At 37.0% G+C, this 25,188-nt stretch carries 21 protein-coding genes; 13 read left to right on the forward strand and 8 right to left on the reverse strand.

Features of this window, described 5'->3' with window-relative positions; translation table 11 throughout:
* Positions 1 to 148: 148 nt before the first annotated feature.
* Both ATS72_RS03745 and ATS72_RS03750 read left to right on the forward strand, forming a co-directional pair.
* Complete coding sequence (locus ATS72_RS03745) at positions 149 to 1,312, forward strand: endonuclease/exonuclease/phosphatase family protein (protein ID WP_058428891.1); 1,164 nt, start codon at positions 149 to 151, stop codon at positions 1,310 to 1,312.
* A gap of 119 nt (positions 1,313 to 1,431) precedes the next feature.
* On the forward strand, positions 1,432 to 3,933 hold the full coding sequence (locus ATS72_RS03750) for a S9 family peptidase (RefSeq protein WP_058428892.1): 2,502 nt from the start codon (positions 1,432 to 1,434) through the stop codon (positions 3,931 to 3,933).
* Between the two features lie 44 nt (positions 3,934 to 3,977).
* Here the strand turns inward: ATS72_RS03750 and rrtA are convergent, their stop codons facing one another.
* Positions 3,978 to 4,601: a rhombosortase gene (gene rrtA / locus ATS72_RS03755; protein WP_235591539.1), complete on the reverse strand. Its 624-nt coding sequence runs from the start codon at positions 4,599 to 4,601 to the stop codon at positions 3,978 to 3,980.
* 64 nt (positions 4,602 to 4,665) lie between these two features.
* Between rrtA and ggt the strand changes: the two genes are divergently transcribed.
* The 3 genes from ggt (at position 4,666) to ATS72_RS03770 (ending at position 9,180) form a co-directional block, all read left to right on the forward strand.
* Entirely contained in the window at positions 4,666 to 6,444 is a 1,779-nt protein-coding gene (ggt, locus tag ATS72_RS03760; RefSeq protein ID WP_058428893.1) for a gamma-glutamyltransferase, read from the forward strand.
* Positions 6,445 to 6,581: 137 nt separating this feature from the next.
* The gene (locus tag ATS72_RS03765) at positions 6,582 to 8,276 is read left to right on the forward strand and encodes an NAD-dependent malic enzyme (RefSeq protein ID WP_058428894.1); all 1,695 of its coding nucleotides are present in this window, start codon (positions 6,582 to 6,584) and stop codon (positions 8,274 to 8,276) included.
* A gap of 178 nt (positions 8,277 to 8,454) precedes the next feature.
* Entirely contained in the window at positions 8,455 to 9,180 is a 726-nt protein-coding gene (locus ATS72_RS03770) for an SIMPL domain-containing protein (protein ID WP_058428895.1), read from the forward strand.
* Here the strand turns inward: ATS72_RS03770 and ATS72_RS03775 are convergent.
* Entirely contained in the window at positions 9,168 to 10,535 is a 1,368-nt protein-coding gene (locus tag ATS72_RS03775) for a DUF2254 domain-containing protein (protein WP_058428896.1), read from the reverse strand. The two genes, ATS72_RS03770 and ATS72_RS03775, sit on opposite strands and share 13 nt — an antisense overlap.
* Positions 10,536 to 10,688: 153 nt before the next feature.
* Here ATS72_RS03775 and ATS72_RS03780 point away from each other — a divergent pair, with 153 nt between their 5' ends.
* The 4 genes from ATS72_RS03780 to ATS72_RS03795 all read left to right on the forward strand — a co-directional run bounded on the left by ATS72_RS03780 (position 10,689) and on the right by ATS72_RS03795 (position 13,442).
* Positions 10,689 to 11,063: an MAPEG family protein gene (locus ATS72_RS03780; RefSeq protein WP_058428897.1), complete on the forward strand. Its 375-nt coding sequence runs from the start codon at positions 10,689 to 10,691 to the stop codon at positions 11,061 to 11,063.
* Positions 11,064 to 11,077: 14 nt separating this feature from the next.
* Positions 11,078 to 11,707, forward strand: a complete 630-nt coding sequence (locus tag ATS72_RS03785; protein ID WP_058428898.1) for a sulfotransferase — start codon at positions 11,078 to 11,080, stop codon at positions 11,705 to 11,707.
* 112 nt (positions 11,708 to 11,819) lie between these two features.
* Positions 11,820 to 12,392 (forward strand): tRNA-(ms[2]io[6]A)-hydroxylase, encoded by a 573-nt coding sequence (locus ATS72_RS03790; protein WP_058428899.1) that lies wholly within the window; start codon positions 11,820 to 11,822, stop codon positions 12,390 to 12,392.
* A gap of 273 nt (positions 12,393 to 12,665) precedes the next feature.
* On the forward strand, positions 12,666 to 13,442 hold the full coding sequence (locus ATS72_RS03795; RefSeq protein WP_058428900.1) for a DNA/RNA non-specific endonuclease: 777 nt from the start codon (positions 12,666 to 12,668) through the stop codon (positions 13,440 to 13,442).
* 281 nt (positions 13,443 to 13,723) lie between these two features.
* On the opposite strand, the gene ATS72_RS03800 is transcribed toward ATS72_RS03795, so the two are convergent.
* The 6 genes from ATS72_RS03800 to ATS72_RS03825 form a co-directional block, all read right to left on the reverse strand.
* Positions 13,724 to 14,683: a sugar-binding transcriptional regulator gene (locus tag ATS72_RS03800; protein ID WP_006792952.1), complete on the reverse strand. Its 960-nt coding sequence runs from the start codon at positions 14,681 to 14,683 to the stop codon at positions 13,724 to 13,726.
* A 189-nt stretch (positions 14,684 to 14,872) separates the two neighbouring features.
* Positions 14,873 to 15,871, reverse strand: a complete 999-nt coding sequence (locus tag ATS72_RS03805) for an ABC transporter ATP-binding protein (protein ID WP_074210148.1) — start codon at positions 15,869 to 15,871, stop codon at positions 14,873 to 14,875.
* 10 nt (positions 15,872 to 15,881) lie between these two features.
* Positions 15,882 to 16,712: a carbohydrate ABC transporter permease gene (locus ATS72_RS03810; protein WP_039036971.1), complete on the reverse strand. Its 831-nt coding sequence runs from the start codon at positions 16,710 to 16,712 to the stop codon at positions 15,882 to 15,884.
* Between the two features lies 1 nt (position 16,713).
* A complete protein-coding gene (locus ATS72_RS03815) occupies positions 16,714 to 17,586 on the reverse strand; it encodes a carbohydrate ABC transporter permease (RefSeq protein ID WP_008133013.1) in 873 nt (290 codons plus the stop codon).
* Positions 17,587 to 17,724: 138 nt separating this feature from the next.
* Positions 17,725 to 19,032 carry an ABC transporter substrate-binding protein gene (locus ATS72_RS03820; RefSeq protein WP_058428902.1) on the reverse strand — a complete coding sequence of 436 codons (1,308 nt, stop codon included), beginning with the start codon at positions 19,030 to 19,032 and terminating at the stop codon, positions 17,725 to 17,727.
* 106 nt (positions 19,033 to 19,138) lie between these two features.
* Positions 19,139 to 20,467, reverse strand: coding sequence for a hypothetical protein (locus ATS72_RS03825; protein ID WP_058429173.1), 1,329 nt, complete (start codon positions 20,465 to 20,467; stop codon positions 19,139 to 19,141).
* Between the two features lie 446 nt (positions 20,468 to 20,913).
* Between ATS72_RS03825 and ATS72_RS03830 the strand changes: the two genes are divergently transcribed.
* From ATS72_RS03830 to ATS72_RS03845, 4 genes are read left to right on the forward strand one after another with little or no spacing between them, the layout of a single operon-like run.
* A complete protein-coding gene (locus ATS72_RS03830) occupies positions 20,914 to 21,297 on the forward strand; it encodes a response regulator (protein WP_006792946.1) in 384 nt (127 codons plus the stop codon).
* A 12-nt stretch (positions 21,298 to 21,309) separates the two neighbouring features.
* On the forward strand, positions 21,310 to 22,215 hold the full coding sequence (locus ATS72_RS03835; protein ID WP_058428903.1) for an AAA family ATPase: 906 nt from the start codon (positions 21,310 to 21,312) through the stop codon (positions 22,213 to 22,215).
* Positions 22,216 to 22,220: 5 nt separating this feature from the next.
* Entirely contained in the window at positions 22,221 to 23,210 is a 990-nt protein-coding gene (locus ATS72_RS03840; protein WP_058428904.1) for a DUF58 domain-containing protein, read from the forward strand.
* Entirely contained in the window at positions 23,207 to 25,183 is a 1,977-nt protein-coding gene (locus ATS72_RS03845) for a transglutaminase family protein (RefSeq protein WP_058428905.1), read from the forward strand. Before ATS72_RS03840 ends, ATS72_RS03845 begins: the two co-directional genes overlap by 4 nt.
* Positions 25,184 to 25,188: the final 5 nt, after the last annotated feature.

Raw genomic sequence — 25,188 nt, forward strand, 5'->3', positions numbered from 1 at the left:
GTTACTGTCCGACTAGTTCAAAACTTAGCGAATACAAACAATGAAATAATAAAAGCCGAGTAAACTCGGCTTTTTTTTGCCTGAAAAAACAAAAACAGGTTACATTATTAAATAATCAAAATTACTTTTTTATAAGTAGGATAATTAAATGAAATTTGATCTAACGTTTGGTGCGTTGCTAACAGCTGCTTCATTGAGTCTCAATGCGTACGCAACCGATACAATTCGTGTTGCAACGTTTAATGTAAGTATGGATGCCACAAATTACACCGCCAAAGGCGAGCCTATTAAAAGTGATGCCTTAGTCAAAGCGCTTACCTCAAACACACAACAGATTAAAAATATTGCAGAAATTATTCAGCGCGTTCGCCCTGATATTATTTTACTGAACGAATTTGATTTTGTTCCTAAAGAACAAGGTATTGATTACTTTAAAACGCATTACTTAGCCGTAAGCCAAAACAAGCAAAAAGCCATAGATTATCCTTATTCTTATATAGCCCCCGTCAATACTGGCCTTGCGACAGAGTTTGACCTAGATAACGATGGTAAAAAAAGTAAAGTAATGGGTGATGCCCAAGGCTTTGGCTTTTTTGAAGGGCATTATGGTATGGCCATATTATCGAAATACCCAATCGATTTTGACAAAATCAGAACGCTTCAAACTTTTAAATACAAAGATATGCCTAATGCAAAAATGCCGTTAATGCCAAAAACAGGCGAGAATTGGTATAACGCTAAAGAGTGGCAAGCGCTTAGGTTAAGTTCTAAATCGTTTTGGGATGTCCCCGTTGTAATTGATAATAAAGCAGTGCATATATTGGCGTCTCACCCTACGCCTCCAGTATTTGACGGCGAAGAAGATAGAAATGGTAAACGTAACCATGACGAAATTAGATTAATTGCCGACTATGTAGCCAATGTAGACTACCTATATGATGATAATGGCACAAAAGGAGGGCTAGAGGCTCAGTCGCGTTTTGTTATTTTAGGGGATTTAAACGCAGCACCAGAAGGTGATAAAGCGCGTTTAGAAACAACAGATCAATTGCTAAAAAATCCATTAATTAATGCACAGTTTGTACCTAAAAGTGCAGGCGCTAAACAGCAATATGAACTTGCCTATGCACAACACTTTACTGCCAATTGGCAAGCACGAGTAGACTATGTATTGCCATCAACTTATGGTTTAGATATTAAAGAAGGCGGGGTATTTTGGCCAGTTGAATCAAACGAACAATATCGCTTAATTAAAGATAGAAGTGCATCAAGCGATCATCGCCTAGTATGGTTAGATTTAGTGATTAAATAATTAAGGCTTAAGTAAACTGAGCTTTACCCTGTTAAATGGCTATTTATCTTAAAAAATTGTATTAACTTTAGTGCTTCTGCTTAAATACCCGTTAATTATAATAACGGTATAGAAGCACTATGATTTTTAATTTTTCTTCATCTAAAACGTTAGTAGCATTAGCTGTTGCCTCAAGCGTAATGCTTGCGGGTTGTAGTGCAACTGCAAACACAGCCTCTACAAATAATGCTTTGGAAAAAAACAAAGTTGAAGCGGTGGTTAGTACACCTGCCGATGTTGGTTCAGAAAAAATAACTTTAAAACAAGCAATGGCCGATCCTGATTGGATAGGCAACCAACCACAAAATGCCTTTTGGGCTGCTGATTCAGCAACAATTATTTATTCTCAAAAGCAACAAGGTAGCACATTACGTGACTTATTTAGCCAGTCTGTAACGTTACAAACTGCAGAACAAATAGCATTAAATAAACTACATACACTGGGTGCTAGAAACGCGGTTTATTCAAACGACAAAGCTCTGCAAGCCTACGTTTTTAAAGGCAATGTGTTTGTAAAAAATATTAAAACTAACACACTGCGCCAAATAACCCATAGCACAGCTAACGAATCTAATCCGCAGTTTTTAAACGATGGTACATTGGCTTATCGCCAAGGAAATATATTTTTTAAAGTTGATTTAGTAACGGGGTTAACACAAGAAATTGCTAACCTAAAACTTGCTGATAAACCAAAAGGAATTAGCGAGCCAAGTTCGTACATTGCAAAAGAGCAGCATAAGCTTATTGAATACATTGCTCTTGAACACAAAAATAAAAAAGACCAACACGCACGTAACGCGAAAATAAACGAACAAAATACTTCTGTAGCAAATACAAGTTACTATTTAGGCAAAGGTAATAAAGTTGATAACGTAGAACTTTCACCCAATGGAGATGCGTTACTAGTTGTCGTAAAAAAACAATCAAGTTGGCGAAGTGACACCGATATAATGCCACATTATGTGACTGACGACGCCACCATAGCACCTAAAAAAGTTCGCCGTCGTATAGCTGATGCAAAAGAAGAAACATCGCAAGTTATATACATTAATTTAAATGATAAAACACAAAACACACTAGCGTTTGATTCGCTGCCAGGTTTTGATGAAGATGTATTGGCAAGTGTAAAACAAGAAAATTATGCGCGATTAGGTAAAACCTACGAATCGAAGAACTCACCACGCGCTATTAATTTGATCACAAATTGGGGATTAGGGCAAAGCCCAATAGTTTGGAATAACGATGGTTCGCAAGTTGCTATTATGCTTGAAGCGTGGGACAACAAAGATCGCTGGATTGCGACCGTAGATTTTGAAAACAATAAACTGGTGTCGCAGCATCGTTTACATGACGACGCATGGATCGCTTATGCATTTAATAATTTTGGCTGGTTGAATAACGCAAACACGCTTTATTACCTTTCAGAAGAGTCTGGGTACAGCCAGCTTTATAAAAAACCATTAAACGGTAACGCCGTTGCGTTAACTCAGGGTGAGTTTGAGATATCAAACCCAACAGTTACAAGCGATGATTCTGCTATTTATTACAAAGCTAATGTTGAACACCCTGGTCTATACGAAATTTTCCGTGTAGATCCACAAACAGCTAAAAGTGAAAAAATTACTGATCTAAATGGCATGACCGACTACACGTTAAGTCCAGATGAAGAAAAATTACTGCTTGTTCATTCAAAAATTACTATGCCTAGCGAGCTATATATTGCGGATGCTAAAGCAAATGCAACGCCAACACGTTTAACTAATACAGTATCAAGCGCTTTTTTAGCTAAAAAATTAACTGCACCGAAAATAGTTGCAGTGCCGTCTAGCCATACTGATGCGCCAATATATGCCAAGGTATACTACCCAGCTGATTACGTAGAAGGCGAAGGTGGTAAAAAACGTAAAGCGGTTATTTTTAATCACGGTGCAGGTTATTTACAAAACTCACATATGGGTTGGTCTGTGTACTTTAGAGAGTTTATGTTTCATTCATTATTGGCTGATGAAGGTTACGTGGTAATGGATATGGACTACCGTGCATCTAAAGGGTATGGCCGTGACTGGCGTACAGCTATTTATCGTCAAATGGGCACACCAGAAACGCAAGATTTAGCTGATGGTGTTAAATGGATGGCTGAAAATGCTAACGTCGACACGCAAGCAGTAGGCACCTACGGTGGTTCTTATGGTGGCTTTATGACCTTTATGGCATTATTTACTGCACCAGAATTGTTTCAATCAGGTGCAGCACTTCGCCCAGTAACTGATTGGGCTCACTACAATACTGCTTATACTGGCAATATTTTAAACCACCCAGATGTAGATCCCATTGCATACGAGCGTAGCTCACCTATTTACTTTGCAGAAGGTTTAAATAAGCCATTATTGATAAATGCACCAATGGTAGACGATAACGTATTTTTTCAAGACTCCGTGCGCTTAGTTCAGCGTTTAATTGAGCTTGAAAAAGAAAACTTTGAAACGGCTATCTTCCCAGTTGAACCACATGGTTTTGTGCAACCGTCAAGTTGGTTAGATGAATACCGCCGTATTTATAAACTATTTAAAGACACCCTTTAAATAAACAATGTAAAACGCCACTTTGGTTAAAGTGGCGTTTTTATTTAACCTTTGGCCCTATTTTTATAATATTTAATAACAAGCTCGATGCCTAACAATGATCCACCAATAGCGCCAATTAAATGAGCATCTATTGCAACGGTCGAATTAATAAGCTCGCCAATATCCGCACTTGGACCACTCAATTGCTCATATGCTATTTTTACCCACACACCGATAAATAATAAATACCCCGATTTAAGCCCTTGTGTAATATCTTTTACTGCGCCCCAAATAATAACACCGTGTAACAGCGCGCTTAAACCTGTATAGATATGTATGTCTGGGCAATAAAAATACACGCCTAAACCACACCAAAGCGCTAAAGTGATCGTATTTAGAAAGTACCGGGTAGGGGTAGTATACTCACCATGTAATAACCAAATTAAAAAAATCCCGCTTATATTTAACCCCAAATGGGCCCAATTTGCGTGTACAAATTGGCTAGTAAAAATACGCCAAAGCTCACCTTTGTTAACTAATGTTCGGTTAAATTCTAGTAAATTATTTAAATCAAATGCAGCAAAAATAGTGCTAAAAAGTATCAATAATAAAGGTGGTAAAATATAACGAGGCTGTATAGGTAAATTAAGCATTTTATTGTATTTTTTTAGTATTAATTTTTGCATATTGTGCCCGTTTAACTTTAAGATGCCAATTACCTATTGTAATTAAGTGTTTTTAGTATTTTTTATGCATTTTAAACTTAACTCATTATTTGCTATCGGCTTAGGTGTGCTGTCTTTGCCGGTGCTGTCAAAAGAACCCACAAAAGTAGAAGTTCGCGAACCAGAAGCTACCACATCAATTAGTTCTAAGCAGATTGTTGTAGGTGACAAATACATGGTTGCCGCGGCAAATCCGTATGCATCTCAAGCGGGACAGCAAATATTAGCAAAAGGCGGCAGTGCAGTTGATGCAGCAATAGCCACTCAACTTGTTTTAACACTTGTTGAGCCTCAGTCATCGGGTATTGGTGGCGGTACATTTATGATGTACTACAACAAAGCAAATAATAAGTTAACCAGCTTTGATGGAAGAGAGACGGCCCCTAAAAATGCGAATGAAAATTTATTTTTAAATAAGCATGGCAAAGCGGTCAAATGGATTGAAGCCGTTGTAGGCGGTCGTTCTGTAGGCGTACCTGGTGTTCTACATGCCTTTGCAAATGCGCATAAGCACTATGGTTTATTACCTTGGGAACAGCTATTTAAACCGGCTATTGAACTTGCTGAACAAGGGTTTGTTGTATCGCCTCGATTACATGGTTTGTTAGCTCGCCAGCTAAATCCAGGTGTTATGAGTATGCCAGTTATAAATGAATACTTTTACCCAAATGATAAACTCATTGAGGCCGGTACCGTTAAAAAAAACCAGCCGCTTGCTGATTTATACAAAGCCATTGCTAATGAAGGCATTGATGCGTTTTATAAAGGTGAAAACGCAAAAAAAATGGTAAGTGCGGTACAAAATTCAAAAATTGCACCCGGTAAATTATCTCAGCAAGACCTTGCACAATACAAAAGCAAAGAACGCGATGCTGTTTGTATAAAATACCGTGTTTATAACGTATGTTCTATGGCACCACCAAGTAGTGGCGGTGTGGCTGTTTTACAAATACTAGGGTTACTAGAGCATACAAATATTTCTGCCTTAAAGCCTAACAGCGAACAAGCAATTCACTACTTCAGCCAAGCGTCGCGTATTGCCTTTGCCGATAGAAATGTATACATGGGTGACCCAGATTTTACTGAGGTACCAACTCAAGCGCTATTAAACAAAAGCTACATTAAATCACGCGCAACACTCATAACCGAAAAAGATCAGCATGCAGTTGCCGGTGACCCTGTTAACTACTTAAGTTATGCACAAGATGATTCGTATGAACTCCCTTCAACATCGCATGTCTCTATTGTTGATAGCTTTGGTAATGCAGTATCAATGACTAGCTCAATAGAAATGGCATTTGGCTCTACAGTTATGGTTAATGGTTATATTTTAAATAATCAGTTAACCGACTTCTCACTTTCTCCTCGTAAAAACGGTAAGTTAGTTGCTAATCGTGTAGAGCCAGGAAAACGCCCGCGCAGTTCTATGTCACCGGTTATGGTTTTTAATGAAGATGGTAGCTTACGTTTAGTTGTAGGATCTCCTGGTGGTAGCCGCATTATTGACTACGTCGCTCAAGTAGTTGTTGGCGTTTTAGACTGGAATTTATCGGTGCAAGAAGCTATTAACCTGCCGCGTACTACTAATCGTAATGATTACACCAGCCTTGAAAAAGGCACCGTTATTGAATCACTTGCACCAGAACTCACTTCACGTGGTCATAAAGTGCGTGTGTTAGACCTAAATTCAGGTTTACATGGTGTTGAAGTGAAAAATAATAAGCTGTATGGCGCAGCTGATCCGCGCCGTGAAGGTGTAGCGTTGTCTGATTTAACTAACAATAACGCCACTTTCAAATTTTAAATTATGTATAATACAAACACGACCTATGTGCGTGTTTGTATTCTCAATGGTCTGACAAGTACTATGTTCATTGCATTTAAATTCTGAGCATTGATAATGACAGATCATAACTTAAGACTCCATTAAAGCCTGGAAATATGACAACAAATACTGATCCTAATTACTTATATATTCATCACTCTGGCCCTGGCCTTATTGAAACGCCATTACTAAACAAGGGCAGTGCGTTTAGTAAAAAAGAGCGCGAAAATTTTAACCTTGCAGGTTTACTTCCTCCACGCTTTGAAACCATTGAAGAGCAAGTTGAACGTTGTTATCAACAATACTCAAGTTTTACCGACAATTTAAATAAGCACATATATTTACGTGCCATTCAAGATAACAACGAAACGCTTTATTATCGCTTAGTGCGCGATCATCTTGAAGAAATGATGCCGATTATTTACACCCCTACAGTGGGTGATGCCTGTGAAAAGTTTTCGGATATTTACCGCAGCGCACGTGGCTTGTTTATTTCGTACGAAGACCGTTACCAAATTGACGACATTTTACGTAATGCCACAAAGGGTAAAGTAAAAGTCATTGTTGTGACCGACGGTGAACGTATATTAGGACTAGGCGACCAAGGTATTGGTGGCATGGGTATTCCTATTGGTAAATTGTCATTGTACACCGCGTGTGGTGGCATAAGCCCAGCATATACATTGCCAGTTATGCTTGACGTAGGGACCAACAACGAAAAGCTTTTAAATGATCCTATGTATATGGGCGCACGCCATAAACGTATAGCTCAAGACGAGTACGATGAGTTTTTAGATCTATTTATTAAAGCGGTCAAACGCCGTTGGCCAAATGTATTGCTTCAATTTGAAGACTTTGCACAACCCAATGCTATGCCGCTTCTTAAGCGCTATCGTGAAGAAATTTGTAGCTTTAACGATGACATTCAAGGCACTGCATCAGTAACAGTTGGCTCTTTATTAGCTGCGTGTCGTGTTAAAGGCTCAACTCTTAGCCAACAAAAAGTTGTATTTGTTGGTGCAGGCTCTGCGGGTTGTGGTATTGCTGAGCAAATTATTAGCCAAATGGTATTTGAAGGTATCACTGAAGAGCAAGCACGTAGCCAAGTATTTATGGTTGACCGTTTTGGTCTGTTAACTAATGGCATGGAAGGTCTACGCGACTTCCAACAAGCTTTAGCACAACCAACAAACGCGCTAAATGATTGGACTTACAGTGGTGAATACGCGTCATTGTTAGATGTAATGCATTGTGCAAAACCAGACATACTTATTGGTGTATCGGGTCAGCCGGGGTTGTTTACAGAGCAAGTTATTCGTGCAATGCATTCAACGTGTGAACAACCTATAATTTTCCCGTTAAGTAACCCGTCTAAACAGGTAGAAGCACACCCAGAAGACGTCATTAAATGGACTGATGGTAAAGCATTAGTTGCAACAGGTAGCCCGTTTGATCCCGTTGAATATAATGGTGAAACTTTCCCAATTCCACAGTGTAACAACAGTTATATTTTCCCTGGTATTGGTTTAGGCGTTATTGCAGCTAAGGCTACACGCATTACAGATGCCATGCTTAGCGTGTCGAGTGAAATGCTTGCTGAGTCTTCACCGCGAGCAAACAGCGGAAAAGGCAGCTTATTACCAGCATTAACAGAAATTGAAACGCTTAGTAAACGCATTGCATTTGCTATTGCTAAAAAAGCGATAGAAGAGGGTGTTGCATTGGAAATTTCTGACGATGCTCTGTGGGCAGCCATTGATAAAAATTATTGGTTACCAAAATACCGTAACTACAAACGTTGCAGCGTTTAAGTGGTATAAGTAATTTTATGTAACCCTGCGTTACAACACATAACAAAAAACAGGCGCTTGCCTGTTTTTTTATGCTTGTTCATTTATTGTTAACCCATTAGGCTCTTTAATAGAGCTAATGCAAATCCGCGATCATACTTAATTAAGCAAATTAGTATAAAACAAAAAGGTTTCTATGATGAACACACTAAAACTTTTTCTCGGCAGTGCCATAGCATTAAGCACACTTAGTTTTAATGCCGTTGCCAGCCCAACACCCGATGCACCACACATATATGTGAAAGGGCAAGCGACACTTACCACCATGCCTGATTATGTACAAATGAGTGTGGGTATCACTGAGGTAAATAAAGACCTAATAGCTGCAAAAAACAAAGCCGATATCACTATGGCAAAAGCCATCAAATTAGTAAAAACGTTAGGCGTTAAAGACACTGACATTAACGCAGGACAAATTAATATACACCGTAATACCCAATACAATCGCCAAACTGGACAGCAAGAATTTATCGGTTTCAAAATTACTCGAACACTAACGGTCAAACTTACTGATATAAGTAAATACCCTACGTTATTACAAAGTTTGGTTAATAACGGCATAAACCAAATTAACAATACCCAATTTTTAGCTAGCAACTATAACGAGCTTCATAAAAAAGCTCAAAAAATGGCAATACAAGATGCTAAAAAAGCGGCTAAAGAATTAAGCGACGACTTTGATGTGTCGTTAAAAGGACTATATAACGCATCGTTGAGCCCACTTAATGTTCAAACTCAGCCCTATATGCGTGCAAAAGAAATGGTAATGGCGGATAGTGCACCCGGTAATTATGTCCCGGATGCGTATCACAGTGGAGAAATTAAGGTAACAGCATCTAGTTACGCTATTTATTATATTGAGTAGGAATTATTTTGGTGGTGCTCAAAACGTGCCACCAATTGACTACCTTGTTGCTCATTGATGCGTGTTATAGAATTTAGCATATTACAAATTTCGCGCCTGTCGTACTCGTTAGTCACATTCATGTTTATGTCATCAACAATAGCGAATAAATAATTAAATAAGCTTTCGCGTGCTTTTTCATTATCGTGCGCCACAAATAAAATATTTTTAAATGCTTCTAATACATTTGTCATTACGTAGGCGTCACCTTTTGCATAATGACGAAGCGGCGAAAAGTTATCATGCAGTAACTCATCAAAACTGGTTTCATGTAAATATAAAAGCGGTTTTTTTTCACTGTGCTTAAACGAATAATTTATATCGTTAAGAGATAGGCGCTCAATCAGTAAAATACTCAGCATATCAATTGATTTAACAGCGGTACCTGGATCGTTAATGCCAGGGCTCATTGCTTTTACTGCTATTTCAGATATTTGTGTTAAACCATAGCGGTAGTGGTCGCTAATGTACTCTTCTATATAAAAAATAAAGCAATCTAATATTTTTTCTAAAAGTTCTTCATCGTGGGTTATATCGACATTACATTTTAAAAATGGATAACCTTTTACTGTAAAATATCCTTGGTTAACAGAAATATATAAGTTTATATCGTGCTCTTTTAAAATTGCACACAGTTTATCTGTTTGCACACCCTTATAATAACCCTCTGTTTTACTGCTTATGGAGTGCCATGTTGAAAAATCTGGAAATTCACTAACAGGGGCCTCTTTTTGTCTTTTGATGATCGCCTTAATTTCTTTTTTAGTCTGGCTAAACAAACCATTGAGGACATTATCAACTTGGATAGCGCGTGAAATAGAATGAATAAAAAATACAAATAACCCTAATGAAATCAAACCAAAAATTAAAGCAAATAAAACACCTATAGACGGAATTGCAGTGCTGCCGCCTTCTAACTTATTAATATTTATAAGCATGATAATAGAGTAAATGATACTGCCTAAGTAAAAGCCGAGCACCAGTTGATGAGACTTTCTAGTAATTAAACCGGGCACAACGCGAGGCGATAGACTCGCACTAGCAGAGTTTAAAACCACCATAACCATAGAAAAACTAAATACAGTCAATGAGATAATACTACCTGCAAGCGTACTTAAAATTGTTCGCGCATTTTCTGCGCTATCAACCAAAACCACTGAGATAAAAGACTTCAACTGCTCAACAGGGGCTAAATATTCAACCGACATTGTAATGATGGCAAAAAACAAAAAACCAACAGAAAGCACAGAAGGGTAAAAGCCAATGCTGTTTATCATTTCACGATAACTATCGGCCACTTTACGAGGAACAAACATATAATCCCTATGATTGCGTATAAAATATGGCTATCACCTTATCATAGTTGAACTTTAAACTTGTGATAAAGCCGTTAATTTATATGTTATTATCTGCACAGCTTAACACTGCGCATACTTAATGCGTTTAAAAAAAACTAATAGGAACACACTGTGATTATTTCAACATATGCTGCATTACTCGCTTTTTTTTATATTTATTTAAGCTTTAATGTCATAAAAGTTCGCAGAGCAGAGCAAATATCATTAGGTGATAACGGTAATTCAGTTTTACAACGTGCAATTAGAGCACATGCAAACTTTATGGAATATGTACCTTTTGCCGTTATTTTATTATTTTTAGCTGAATACCAAGGTCTAGCCAGTCATTATTGTCACCTTTTAGGCACATCTTTGTTAATTGGTCGATTTTTTCATAACCTAGGTATAGTAGAAAAAAACTTAAAGTATCGTCAAATAGGGACTGTAGCTACTTTTCTGGTTATGATAATAAGCGCGTTTGTTTTATTACTCACTCGTAATAGCTAATTAAAGTACAGTACATGACTAAAATATTTGTAATAGGCTTACCGAGAACTGGCACAACTAGTGTGTGCCACGCACTACTAGAATTAGGATTACCCACCGCGCACACAGCATACACAAAAGCTAGCTTTGACAATGCAAAAGCTATTGCCGACACCCCCATATTTACTGATTATGAAATGCTTGATAAGCATTACCCAGGGTCTAAGTTTATATATTTGGAAAGAGAAATTGATGTGTGGTTGCCATCCATTAGGCAATTACTCACACGTATGCATACTAATTTAACACGTACAGATGGCGGTTTTAATATTCATATAAAACGGTGTTACTTTGATGTTTTTTCTAATTTATCTCTCGAAAACATTAGTGATGATAGTTACTTAGCAGACTGTTACAAGCGCCACCTAAATGCTGCACAGTATTATTTTGAAAAAAGACAAGCTGACTTTTTATCGATTGATATTGCAAAGGCGGGGAGTTATCAAAAAGTATGTTATTTTTTGAACATACAAAGTGATAAAACTGATTTTGATAAAATGAATATGGGCGGAAAAGTCACCGCATGGAACGATATTAAACACCCGTTAAAAATAGAGTCGACAGCAAAAGGGCGCATAGATAAACATTTACCTTACACCTCCTAACTGTAATTATCTAAATTAAGCCTTAAGAGCATTGCTTTACTAAAACCTATTGCGAGATTTTTATTTTCAAATACGTTAAAATTCCTGCATTATTTTTTAAGTAGTATTTATTATGTTTGAATTAAAATACCAAACGCCATTTGAATGGACCGAGGCTGTACTTGCCGACTTTAACACCTTTTTGCAAGATCATGCGGCTGCTGAAAAAAAAGCATCAGGCATGGCTATTTCAATGCTTTCGCATTACCCAGACAAGCGTAAACTTGTAAAAGCAATGACCGATTTAGCCCTTGAAGAGCTTATTCATTTTAAACAAGTACTTAAGCTATTAACTGAACGCGACATAACACTGGGTGATGACCAAAAAGATCCGTACATAAAGCAAATTCGTGCTTTATTTAGGCACGGACGTGATGGCTTTTTAATGGATAGGTTATTAGTTGGCGGTGTAATTGAAGCTCGTGGACACGAACGTTTTTCATTAGTTGCGCAAGCATTACCTGAAGGTAAAGAAAAAGAGTTTTATGTAGCCATTGCTAAATCAGAAGAAAAGCACAAAAACTTATTTGTAGAGCTAGCCTACGAATACTTCGACAAAGAAGAAGTAGACGTGCGTTTAGAAGAGTTATTAGTTGCTGAGGCTGAAATTTGTAAAAGTATTCCATTTACAGCGGCACTTCATTAATCTTATTTTATTAAATTATAAAACGCAGGCAAATGCCTGCGTTTTTTTATGCCAAGGATTTATTTGAAATGCATAAATAACTATTGGTAGGGTGCTTATTACCTTTTTATTAACCGATTAACTAGAACGAATAAATTAACAATTAAACACAATACTTAAGTGCTAAATATACATATATGCAATTAACTTATTGAATATATGTATAAAGTTAAATATATCATGTAACATGAATTTGTTAGGTTTTTATCCTCATTTATACAGGATAAAACAACAATGAAATCATTTATAAATATATCACTAACCTTAACAAGCTTATTATTAGCTTTAACTGCCAATGCTGCCAATTGCTTAGAAGGTTGTCCAACAGGATTAAACAACGGTAAAACAATTGAACGTAGTATTTATACTTTAAAAAATAACCGTTACACAAAATTTGCAGACTGGGTAGCATACCAAGTAACGCCCAATACAATGAGCGGACCATCAAGATCAAGGAGTTGGAAATCAGACCCTGATTTATATTCCCATTATACGCTTGAACCCAGTGACTATACCGATGCATATGCAACAATTAATACTGACCGAGGGCATCAGGTTCCATTGGCATCTTTTAGTAATACAGCCGATTGGCGTTTAACAAATTTGCTTTCTAATATAACACCACAATCTTCAGCATTAAACCAAGGGCCATGGGTTAGGCTTGAAACAGCGGTAAGAAATCATGTTGATGATGGAAATAACTTATATGTAGTTACTGGTCCAATGTACGAATATTACTTTGCAGATTTACCACGAGCAAACGAAAACCATACTATACCAAGTGGTTATTTTAAAATTGTAATGAAGCAATCTGGTAACACCATTAAAGCATCAGCATTTATTATGCAGCAAAGTGCTGGGCGCAGAGACAATTTTTGTAATACCCAAGTAAGTATTGATGAAGTTGAAAGTAGAACTGGCATTAATGTTTTACCTAATTTAACGAGTAATCAGGCACAAACAATAGAATCATCCGTATTTGGTTTAGCAAGTGAGTTAGGCTGTAATTAAAATATCTACATGATTAGCGGTATAAATTTATGCCGTTAATCATGATTTAAAATAAATAATAGTGAAATAGAGCGTTTTATACGTTAAATAGATAAGCACTTTACCTTACTAAGTAATTAAAATACTATATTTAACATAATATAAATTATAGGTAGTTAAATGTTATTTAATAAAAGCGCATAAATGCACTCTTATTATGTCCAATACTAGACGGTATCGGACATTAGGTCGTTTTGTTCGCTATAAAAATTTTGTAATACACAATGCAATGTTCAAATAACTCAATCAATGCTGAGTAATCGTTCTGCGGTATATTCGTTAGTGATTAAACCACTAATCATATTTGATCTTACTGCGCCTAGTATAGCCAACACTTTTTCTTCACCTGCAGCTATTGCATAAATTTGTTTGTTTTCATTTGTTACTAATGGCGTACTCGCAACCCGTTGGTTTACAGTGCAATCTAGCAATTTACCATTTTTATCGTAAACCCAGCTGATCATTTCACCAACGGCGCCTAAGTCTTGAAGCTCTTTTAATTCATCAGCGTCAACAAAACCATCTATGTGTAATGGTGACTTTTCACCTAAACTACCAATGCCAACAAAAGTTACGTCTGCATTTTTAGCAAGCTTCAGGTTCGCAGTTATATTATGTTGTGCATGAAGTTGGTTTTTTTCTTCAATACTGCGCGGTAAAACTGGTAATGGCATCGGATAATGTTTTGCATTAGTGTGTTCAGCCATTCTAACAACAACATCGTAAGGCGAAGCCGAACCATCTAACGCCATGTTACCTAACATAGCCACTATTTTATGTTGTGGGCAATCAAGTATTGGTAGTTCATCAACAATAGCACGCAAAACTCTCCCTGTTCCCATTGCTAATACTTTTGGCGTCTCTGATTTTAAATGGCGCTGTATCTCAGCGGCGCCAGCTTGTGCAAGTCCAACTGTAGATGATGGTTCAGATGGATCGCTTGGCACCACTTCACATGATGCTAAACCAAATCGGCTTTTTAATTTTTCTGCTAAATCCATACATTTGGCAATGGGGTGATCAAGTCTTACTTTTATTAGGCCTTGGCTAACTGATAAAGCGACCATTCGCTGAGCTGACTGACGAGATACATTAAGCTTTTTCGCTATTTCGTCTTGAGTTTGGCCAGCGACATAATATAACCACCCCGCTCTTGCTGCATCATCAAGTTTTCTTATTTCTGTGTTCGATAATTTTGCCACTTAAACCTCTGTAATTAAGGAGTAACTTGTGTTTGATATTATTAATGGCTTCAAACTTATGCTTTAAGGCAAATATATCATTTATTTATATAATGCCGAAGCCAATAATGAGCTAATAACCAATACCTTAAAGTTAATTATGACTAAATAAGGTATTGGCTCTATTGCTTTCAAACTTAGTTGCTAGCTTTAATCGTTACCCCCGTTTTTATCAAACCTGTGCACCTTATTTTCTTGCGCAGTTAAAAATACAGAGTCACCGTATTGGAGCGAGCAATCACCGTCAGCTTTTACGGTCACTGTGCTGCCATTTGTAAGTGTTACATGTAAAAAGCTCTCAGATCCTAAGTGCTCAATTACCCCTACTTTACCTGACCACGTGCCTGTATCTTGCGAAATTATAAAGTGTTCTGGACGAACACCTAAGCTTGACGCTCCATTAGTGTCATCATTTGGAATATCAATAAAGTTCATTTTTGGTGAACCAATAAAACCTGCAACAAATTTATTTACTGGGTGTTGATATAGTTCCAATGGAGTGCCTACTTGCTCGATAATACCGCCATTAAATACAGCAATTCTGTCGGCCATTGTCATTGCTTCAACTTGGTCGTGAGTTACATAGATCATTGTAGTGGCTAAACTTTTATGCAGCTCTGAAATTTCAAGACGCATATTTACACGCAATGAAGCATCTAAATTTGATAGTGGCTCATCGAATAAAAATGCAGAGGGTTGTCTAACAATTGCGCGCCCTATTGCTACTCGTTGACGTTGACCACCTGATAGCTGTCCTGGTTTTCGATCTAGATAATCAGTTAAATTAAGAATTTTAGCGGCGTTAGCGATTTTAGTTTCTATTTCTGCAGCGCTTACTTTAGCGCGCTTAAGTGGAAAAGCAATGTTATTGCGAACGCTCATATGTGGGTACAACGCATAAGATTGGAACACCATTGCTAAGCCTCTTTTAGCAGGTGGTGTATGTGTTGCATCTTGCCCATCTATTTCAATATTTCCGCTTGTTGTGTCTTCAAGCCCCGCAATCATGCGTAGTAATGTTGATTTACCACAGCCTGATGGCCCAACAAAAACAATAAATTCACCGTCTTTAATTTCTAAATCTAACGGTTTAATAACGTTTACGTCGTCAAAGTTTTTAGTGACTTGTTTTAGTGTGATGCTGCCCATGTGTGTTCTCCTACTTTACTGCGCCAAAGCTTAAGCCGCGCACTAATTGTTTTTGACTAAACCAACCAAGAATTAAAATTGGCACAATGGCCATGGCAGATGCTGCCGATAATTTTGCGTAAAATAACCCTTCAGGGCTTGAATAACTGGCTATAAATGCAGTTAACGGTGCAGCATTTGCTGCGGTTAATATTAGAGTCCAAAATGCTTCGTTCCAGGCTAAAATTACATTTAACAATAATGTTGAAGCAATGCCAGGTAAGGCTATAGGCAGTAATACATGAAATATTTCTTCGCCAATCGTTGCACCATCCATGCGTGAAGCTTCTAATATTTCACCCGGTATTTCTCTGAAGTAGGTATAAAGCATCCAGATCATAATTGGTAAATTTATAAGGGTCATCACAATAACTAAACCTAGTTTTGTATCGAGTAAACCGAAGTCGCGAAATAATAAGTAAATAGGTATTAGCACCCCTACCGGCGGTAGCATTTTGGTTGAAAGCATCCACATTAGTAAATTTTTTGTTTTTTTACTTTGAACAAAAGCCATTGACCATGCAGCCGGAACAGCGATTAATAAACCTAATAAACTTGACCCTAATGAAATAACAACCGAATTCCAAAAATGCGTAAAGTATGGTGAGCGTGATAATACATCTGAGTAATTTATTAGCGTCCACTCGAATGCAAACAAAGTGGGTGTAGCTGATATAGCCTCAGATTCTGTTTTAAAGCTTGTGATCAACGTCCATAAAATAGGGAAGAAAATCATTGAACTGACTGTCCATGCCGCTATGGTATAAATAAGTGTTGAACGTGTGTTATTTTTAAAACTCATTTTACCCCTCCAAGTTTTTGCCAATTAAGCGCATTAAAAATATTGCTACTATATTTGCAATGATCACGGCAACTATGCCACCTGCCGAACCACCACCTACATCAAATTGCAGTAATGATTGGGTATAAATTAAATAAGTAATATTTGTTGATGAATAACCTGGCCCACCGCTTGTTGTAACCAATATTTCAGCAAATATAGAGAGTAAAAAGATAGTTTCAATTAATATCACCGCAGTCACAGCCCGAGATAAATGAGGTAAAACAATATAGAAAAACTTACTAAATGGGCCTGCGCCATCTAAATCAGCGGCTTCTAATTGTTCGCGGTCTAGTGACTGAATTGCTGTAAGCAAAATCAGTGCTGCAAATGGTAACCACTGCCAAGACACAATTATAATGATAGAAAATAACGGCATTTGAGCAAAAAAGTCTATTGGCTCAAAACCTAACCAAATTGCAAAGTGAGCAAACAAACCATTTACAGGGTTCATAAGCATGTTTTTCCACACTAAGGCTGAAACCGTTGGCATAACAAAAAATGGCGCAAGTACCATGATACGAACGTAATTACGTCCCCATATTGCTTGGTCTAATAAAATAGCCAAACCTATACCACCACAAATGGTAATGAGTAACACGCCAGTAACTAAATAAAGCGTGTTAAAAAAAGATTCAAAAAACGCCGGATCAGTTAAAAAAAACTCATAGTTTAAAAAACCTACAAATTCTTTATCTCCAGGAACCAATAAATTGTAATCAATGAATGAAAAATACAATGTCATACACAGCGGAACAATCATCCAAGCGAGTAACAATGTTACGCTAGGAAGAAGCATGAACCGAGCAAGCGTACGCGAGTTAGTTGTTGCCATAACGGTGACCTTAAAAAAGCCAATTCTATTTACTCACTATTAAGTGAAAATCAGAAACCCTTAATAATATGTAAAATCATAAATAGAACTGACATAAAATACAGGGCAAGTTGAGAGCTTGCCCACCTATAATTGATACTACTTAGGGTAACGCGCTTTGCGCATGGCTCTTTCAACTAAACGTTGAGATGAGCTTAACGCTTGTTTAACGGTCATTTGCCCAGTTAAAGCGGCTGAAAATTGTTGCCCTACTGCTGTTCCTATCCCTTGAAACTCCGGAATAGCAACAAACTGAATACCAACATAAGGAACAGGTTTTACGGTTGGGTTTTTAGGATCTGCGGTTTCGATTGAATCTAACGTTATTTGAGCAAAAGGCGCTGCTTCCATATACTGAGGGTTACTGTATAAAGATTTACGAGTACCCGGTGGCACTTTTGCCCAGCCTTTTTTATCGGCTACAAGTTGAGTATACTCTTTAGATGTTGCCCAGCTGATAAATTTCATTGCAGCATCTTGTTTTTTACTGCTTGAAGGAATGGCTAGTGTCCACGACCATAACCAATTACCACGTTTACCTAGCCCGTTGTCAGGTGCGAGTGCAAAACCAACTTTATCGGCTACTTCAGAATCTGTTTTGTTTGTAACAAATGCGCCAGCTACTGTTGCATCAATCCATATACCACACTTACCGGTTTGAAATAATGCTAGATTTTCGTTAAAGCCATTAGCTGACGAACCCGCAGGACCTGATTCATTCATAACATCAACATAGTACTGAAGAGTTTTTTCCCATTCAGGTGTATTAAACTGAGGCTTCCAGTTTTCGTCAAACCAACGTGCACCGAATGAGTTAGCCATTGATGTAATCAGTGCAATATTTTCTCCCCAACCGGCTTTACCACGCAAACACATACCATAAACGCCATCCTCTTTACTGGTCATTGCTTTTGCTGCTTTTCTAATAAAGTCCCAAGACGGTGCTTTAGGCATGGTTAACCCAGCTTTTGCCATTAAATCAGTACGGTACATAACCATTGAGCTTTCGCCATAAAAAGGAGCGGCGTATAGCTTATCGTTAACGGTAAGGCCGCTTCGAATAGCGGGTAGTAAATCATCTAAATCGTAATTTTTACCAAGGTTATCTAACTCTGTTAACCAGTTCTGTTTGCCCCAAATTGGTACTTCATAAGTACCGATTGTCATAACATCATACTGACCACCTTTTGTGGCCACGTCTGTTGTTACACGTTGGCGTAAAATATTTTCTTCAAGTGTTACCCACTTCAAATCTATATCTGGGTTTTGGCTGGTGAATTCATTGCTTAGTTCTTTCATGGTGATCATGTCACCATTATTAACAGTAGCAATTGTAATTGTTTCTTTTGCGTAAGCGTTGCTTATTGCCATGATGCCACAGGCAAGCATTAATAATTTATTTTTCATTTTAAATACCTTATCTCAAACAATAAAAGGTGCACTTGTACTTAAAAAAGTTAATTAAAATAGCTTTAATTACGTGAATATTAAGTACTAAGTTGCTGAATATAAGTTAAAATTTAACTGAAATCTCAGATGTGAAACCGTCAAAACCAGCGCCTATTTGGCCTGCAGAGTTAACGCCTTCTTCTTGATTTACATATTCCACTTTTAATAACGTTTTATCGTTAAACCAGTAGCCCGCAGCAACTTGAATACGCTCTACTGTATTGTCTGTTTGCTCAATTAAATCAGATGTATTTTCTGCTTCTGAATAACGAGCTGCTACATATAACTGTTTAGGGATAAGGTATTGTTGTGCTTCAAAAACAAAATATTCTACTGATGTATCACCTTTGATCACACTGTTTGAATCGTACGTTGTGCCATTAGCATCGGCTACTCCATCGGTACCAAAGTATGTAATTCCTGCAACTGCATTGCCCGCAGCATCTGCAAATGTGTAATCATCTGATGATTTACCAACCATGAACACTAAACTTGTTTCGTCAGATGGTTGGTATGCTAGATTTAGTTGTATGATTGACTGCTCTAGTCCGGGCATTGCACCTACGTGCGTGTCACGTTCATTTGATGGTGAGGCAGAAAAGTTATAGTTTTCACCATCGCCAAAACGATAGTTTGTTGTAGTTACTCCGTCTAAACTAGCTACACCATTTTCAAAGTTTAACTGGTCGCCTTGATTGGCCTTGAAAAGATTTAAACCCGCTTTGAAACCACCTTCAAATTCTAATGTGCCTTGTAAACGGTAATTGTAACCACGGTCTTCTTGGAATGCTTCGCCAAAGCTTGAGGTTGTTATATGGCCAGCCACATTGTATGAGCGAAGAAAACCGCTGTCGTAAGTTTTTGTGTAACTAAGTTGCGCGCCGTTTTCAGCTGTAGCGTAATCAGTTATTCCGTTACCAATTAATGCATTACCTTGGTTATCTGCTCCATCTTGGAATCCTTTGAATTGAAACGGTGATGCACCAATGTTACCAAGCCTAAGGGTCAGATTCTCATCTTCTTTTGGTGTTCCATAAAGGCCAAATAAATCAAACTCAACACCGGCAAAATCATTATGAAATGAAAAATCTCGGTCGCCGCCACCAAAATCATTTGGTTCTTCAGCTATATCAATATCAGCTGTAATAAATTCGTTAATATGAAATTTAAGCTGTAAATTTGCTCTTACACGGCCAAATCCAGATTCTTGTACTTCATCTTCAGGACGAAACGCCCCCTCTTTTGCTTGAATAGACTGGAAATTTTGCATTAATAAAAAGTCGACATCAACGCGGTCTAAGTAGTCAGAAACATCAGCTTGAGCTGACATAGAGGTAGCCATTGCTGCGGTTAATAGTGAGATTGCGAATTTTGTATTTTTATTTTTTAACATAATAAGCTCTTCGTGTTGTGTAGTGTTTAGTGTGAGTGTGTAGAAAAGCATTATGAGCATTGGATGTGACTTTGTATTAAAATACACCAATGAGCATAAGCTCAACTGCTGAGCATAATCACAGAATGATTTTAATAGGTCAACGATTTTTTATTACAAAACATTTACAAAATTAGAATTGTTAATTTAAAAGTCTTAATATCAATGACTTGTAAATTTATTAGATGTGGTTGAAAAAACGAGTGTGCGGGTGTTTATAAAATGGATAACTTTTAAATTAATTAGAAAGTAGTAGAATTGAGTGTTGTTTTGATATTTTTTAAGCAGAATACAAAATCAACAAAAGTATGGATGTATTGTGATTTTTTAAGCAACGTTCTTGAGGTTATTAAGGTCATAGCTTAATATTAATGTACTTAAGAAGTATTAAAAGAAGTAACTTACATATGGAATTTGTTCGCCCTTTAGAGCCTATCCTCATCATTGACGATGTTAAAGAAATCCGTGATTACCTAAACCAAATATTAACCGAACTGGGTTATGAAGATATTTTAGAAAGCACGGATTTTAGCTCTGCCAAGCCAGTTATTGATAAAAAATGCCCTAGTGTGATTTTTTTAGATGTAGACTTACCCGACTCTGATGGGACTGATATTTTAGAATTTATTAATATAACCTACCCAAACGCACATGTAGTTATGTGCTCAGGTCATAACAGCTTAGAAAATGTTCAGAATACTTGGGAGCTTGGAGCTAAAGGGTTTATAGCAAAACCTTTTAATGCAAAAAAAGTTGATACCGTAATGAAACGTCTCGAACACATAGAATAATAAAAGGTTAGCATGCAAAGCTCCGTTAAAGCGATTATTGAAGACTTATCAGATGTTATTTTTGGAAAACAAAAACAGATAAAATTAGCACTAACTTGCTTGTTTAGCGAAGGACACTTACTAATTGAAGACTTGCCTGGCATGGGAAAAACCACTCTTTCTCATGGTTTAGCGGCAGTACTTGGCTTATCTTATCAACGAATTCAGTTTACAAGTGACTTACTACCTGCCGATATACTCGGTACAAATGTATTTAATAGTAACGATCACAGCTTTACGTTTCATAAAGGCCCTATTTTTAGTCAAGTTGTATTAGCTGACGAAATAAACCGTACAGGGCCAAAAACTCAAAGTGCATTACTTGAAGCCATGGAAGAACAACAAGTCACTGTTGATGGCAAAAAGTATAGCCTTCCAGATCCATTTTTTGTTATTGCTACGCAAAATCCTTTATACCAATCGGGTACTTATCCGTTACCGGAATCTCAGTTAGATCGATTTTTAATGCGTATAAGCCTTGGTTTTCCACAAAAAGAAGCTGAAAAACGTTTAATTTTAAATATGCAAAAACGCGACTACAGCCAACTTCCTAAACGGATAGATAAGCAGCAATTAAAACAAATTCAGGCACAAATTAGTGAAGTTACACTTAGTACTCCCGTTGTTGATTACATTATAGAGCTTGTTAATTATACAAGAAGCAGCAATGCGTTTGCGTCTTCATTATCACCTCGAGCAAGCATTGCGTTAGCTAAGGCTGCTAAATCATGGGCTTATATTGATGGACGCGATTATGTAATTCCTGAAGATATACAAGCAGTTTTTACAAGTGTGTGCCAGCACCGCTTAGGTTTGCATAATGAATCGGGTGAAGCTCAAGTGAATGATATTTTAAATGCTGTGCCGGTTCCGGTGTAGCTTTTATGCCATCTAAAAAATCAAAACGCCCCAACATATTTGCATCTTTAAAACGTACTGTTTTTGATAAATTTTTAAAACATAAACACCAAAAAAATTCAATTACGTTAGAGCACAACACAATCTATGTTTTGCCATCATCCCTTGGGTGGTATTTTATTATTGTGGCTATTTTAAACTTTGTAATGGGTATAAATTATCAAAATAATTTAATTTTGATCATGTCGTATCTGATGTTCGTGGTCATTGTATTAGCAGTTTTTATGGGCTACAGCAATGCGAAAGGCTTAACAGTAACTTTTGATAAAGTATTACCTAGTTTTTCTCCACAACAACCCATTTTAAAATTGAACTTACATAGTAATTCAATCTGCCAATCGCTTTCTATTACCTATAACAATGATTTTAAAGCAAGTACACATCATGATGAAATTTCAAATAAATCGATTAGTAGCAGTTTACCGCTTCCGTATGAAACACGAGGTTGCTACAAATTAGAACGAATAAAAATAGCCAGTAACTATCCTTTTGGTTTGGTATCTGTATGGAGCTATTTACAAGTACAAACTAAAACTTATGTTTACCCTGCGCACGAATACGTATTAAGCGATGCACACATTTCTTCAGAAGATGAATATACACAAAATGGAATGACAAAAAAGTCGGGAACTGAAGAATTCGACAATCTATTAATACATCAACCCGAAATGGGCTTAAGCAGAATATCGTGGAAACACTTCGCTAAAACAAAGCAATTATTAGTCAAAGACTTTGTAGATTTTAAAGCCACTGATGCTTTGTTTGATTTTAATTTAATGAGTGGCGCTACAGAGCAACGTCTTAGCCAGTTGTGTTATTTAGTGTGTGAAGCCACTGAGCACAACACCCCTTTCATGTTAAAACTGCCAAGCACTTTAATCAGTATTAATACTGGCCAAGCCCATAAGCAACACTGTTTAGAATGCTTAAGTTCATTTGCAGGTGAAAAGCAATGATTGAACTTAAAAATGAAAAAGTAATTAACTTCTCTTTGTGTTTTATTTACGCCTGTTTAGTTCTATTTTTTATAGCACACCTGCCAATCCCATTTATTAGTGTATTAGCTGGCTTATGCCTATGGAATGCAGTTATTACATCCAAAAATACCGCAAAGCCTAATGCATGGCTTGCAAACATACTTGCCGCTGGTGCTTTGGGTTTAATGATATTTACAATAGGAATGTCCGATACTGTAATATTGTTTGTGGCCATGCTGTTGTTATCAAGCTTATTTAAACTTTTACAAGCTAAAAATAAAAAGCATTATCAGGTAATTACAACGCTTACTTTTTTTTCATTGTCGTCGGTTTACTTATTTAGCCAAACTATATTTACCACTGCTGTTGTTAGCTTTTTATATGTATTAAATTTTTCAGTAATGGGTTTATTAGAATCTAAACACAACTTAAAAATAAGCGCTAAACAAAGTTCAAAGTTATTATTAATGGCGTTACCACTGGCTGTTTTTTTACTGTTGTTTTTACCAAAAATGCCTGCGTTTTGGCAGTTACCCGGGCCAAAACTTGCTAAAACTGGGCTTTCTGAGCAAGTAGATCCGTTTGATATTGCTAAATTGTCTAACTCAGATGAACTAGTATTTAGAGCTACTTTTAATAATCCCCCGCCTGCAACACCTTACTATTGGCGTGCAATTATTCATGATGAATTTAATGGCAATGCATGGCTTGCGTCTGATTTTTTAAAATACAGTAACCAACAAACATACCAAAACTTAATATCCGAAAAAAGCATACTTATTGCAAACTATTCAGTCATTGCAGAACCTGCAACGCAAAAATGGCTTTATGGCTTAACTTATTCAACCAGCAACAGTAAAAATGTAAGTGCTAATGCGCTTGGATTATTAAGGAAAAACAGTTACCAAGCAAAAAGCCTGCAATATGATGTGGCAAGTTATCAATTTTCAGTAGATTCACTTAACGAATTTGAAAGAAATAGATATACATTTTTAAGTTTAAAGCAAAATATTAAAACTAATAAGTTTGCTTTACAGTTAAAAGAACAAGTCACCAATGAGCAGGCTTTTTATGACGCATTACTAGCGTACTTTGTAGAGCAAAACTTTACCTATACATTAACGCCGACCCCAATGAGTGGCGATAATACACTAGACCAATTTTTATTTGATAATAAACGTGGCTTTTGCGGGCATTATGCCAGTGCCGCTGCTTATATTTTTAGGGTTGCGGGCATACCTGCACGTGTCGTCAGTGGTTATTTAGGTGGTGAATATAATAGCGACAATAACACGCTCACTGTTCGCCAATACGACGCCCATGCTTGGGTTGAAGTATATTTACAAAAAACTGGCTGGACTATTTTTGATGCCACTGCTGTTGTTGCTCCCGAGCGGTTAAATGGATCGCTTTCCCAAAACCAAGAGCTAAACGATGAATTTAAAAATAATTTAGATTTCGGCTTAGTTAGCTTAAGCAACTTTGCAGCAATAAACTGGTTAAGGCTTGAACTCGAGCAATTAGATTATCAATGGTCTAGTTGGGTGCTTGGTTTTGATCAAGAAAAACAAAATGATTTTTTAAAATCCATATTTGGTAATAAAAAAAGTTGGATGGTGCCTTTAGTTGTATTAATTACAGCTGGGTTAAGTTTTGCAATTTACTTTGTGTATTTAAACTGGCCAAAAGCAAAACCAGTTAAACTCCCTCCTATAGTTAAAGCCTATAATGAAGTTTTTGATTGGGGAAATAAAAACAAAATTACATCGGTCGATACTCTTAGTCCGTCACAACAACTTGATCATATGGCAAAGCAAAGACCTAACGCGTCTAAGGAGCTAATAGAATTTAAACAATTATTCGAAAACAGCCGTTATGCTAACAAACCGTTTACCAAAGAGCGCAAAACCAAAGCTAAAGATCTGATAAAATTAATTAAAAGTTTAAAATAGAGAAA

Source organism: Pseudoalteromonas sp. 13-15 (genome assembly GCF_001468205.2).
In the GTDB taxonomy this organism is placed as follows: domain Bacteria; phylum Pseudomonadota; class Gammaproteobacteria; order Enterobacterales; family Alteromonadaceae; genus Pseudoalteromonas; species Pseudoalteromonas marina.

Bases quoted from the DNA above. Each gene is read 5' to 3' on its own strand.
- ATS72_RS03745 (WP_058428891.1), top strand. From the start codon at position 149: ATGAAATTTGATCTAACGTTTGGTGCGTTGCTAACAGCTGCTTCATTG.
- ATS72_RS03750 (WP_058428892.1), top strand. From the start codon at position 1,432: ATGATTTTTAATTTTTCTTCATCTAAAACGTTAGTAGCATTAGCTGTT.
- rrtA (WP_235591539.1), bottom strand. From the start codon at position 4,601: ATGCAAAAATTAATACTAAAAAAATACAATAAAATGCTTAATTTACCT.
- ggt (WP_058428893.1), top strand. From the start codon at position 4,666: ATGCATTTTAAACTTAACTCATTATTTGCTATCGGCTTAGGTGTGCTG.
- ATS72_RS03765 (WP_058428894.1), top strand. From the start codon at position 6,582: ATGACAACAAATACTGATCCTAATTACTTATATATTCATCACTCTGGC.
- ATS72_RS03770 (WP_058428895.1), top strand. From the start codon at position 8,455: ATGAACACACTAAAACTTTTTCTCGGCAGTGCCATAGCATTAAGCACA.
- ATS72_RS03775 (WP_058428896.1), bottom strand. From the start codon at position 10,535: ATGTTTGTTCCTCGTAAAGTGGCCGATAGTTATCGTGAAATGATAAAC.
- ATS72_RS03785 (WP_058428898.1), top strand. From the start codon at position 11,078: ATGACTAAAATATTTGTAATAGGCTTACCGAGAACTGGCACAACTAGT.
- ATS72_RS03790 (WP_058428899.1), top strand. From the start codon at position 11,820: ATGTTTGAATTAAAATACCAAACGCCATTTGAATGGACCGAGGCTGTA.
- ATS72_RS03795 (WP_058428900.1), top strand. From the start codon at position 12,666: ATGAAATCATTTATAAATATATCACTAACCTTAACAAGCTTATTATTA.
- ATS72_RS03805 (WP_074210148.1), bottom strand. From the start codon at position 15,871: ATGGGCAGCATCACACTAAAACAAGTCACTAAAAACTTTGACGACGTA.
- ATS72_RS03810 (WP_039036971.1), bottom strand. From the start codon at position 16,712: ATGAGTTTTAAAAATAACACACGTTCAACACTTATTTATACCATAGCG.
- ATS72_RS03815 (WP_008133013.1), bottom strand. From the start codon at position 17,586: ATGGCAACAACTAACTCGCGTACGCTTGCTCGGTTCATGCTTCTTCCT.
- ATS72_RS03820 (WP_058428902.1), bottom strand. From the start codon at position 19,032: ATGAAAAATAAATTATTAATGCTTGCCTGTGGCATCATGGCAATAAGC.
- ATS72_RS03825 (WP_058429173.1), bottom strand. From the start codon at position 20,467: ATGTTAAAAAATAAAAATACAAAATTCGCAATCTCACTATTAACCGCA.
- ATS72_RS03830 (WP_006792946.1), top strand. From the start codon at position 20,914: ATGGAATTTGTTCGCCCTTTAGAGCCTATCCTCATCATTGACGATGTT.
- ATS72_RS03835 (WP_058428903.1), top strand. From the start codon at position 21,310: ATGCAAAGCTCCGTTAAAGCGATTATTGAAGACTTATCAGATGTTATT.
- ATS72_RS03840 (WP_058428904.1), top strand. From the start codon at position 22,221: ATGCCATCTAAAAAATCAAAACGCCCCAACATATTTGCATCTTTAAAA.
- ATS72_RS03845 (WP_058428905.1), top strand. From the start codon at position 23,207: ATGATTGAACTTAAAAATGAAAAAGTAATTAACTTCTCTTTGTGTTTT.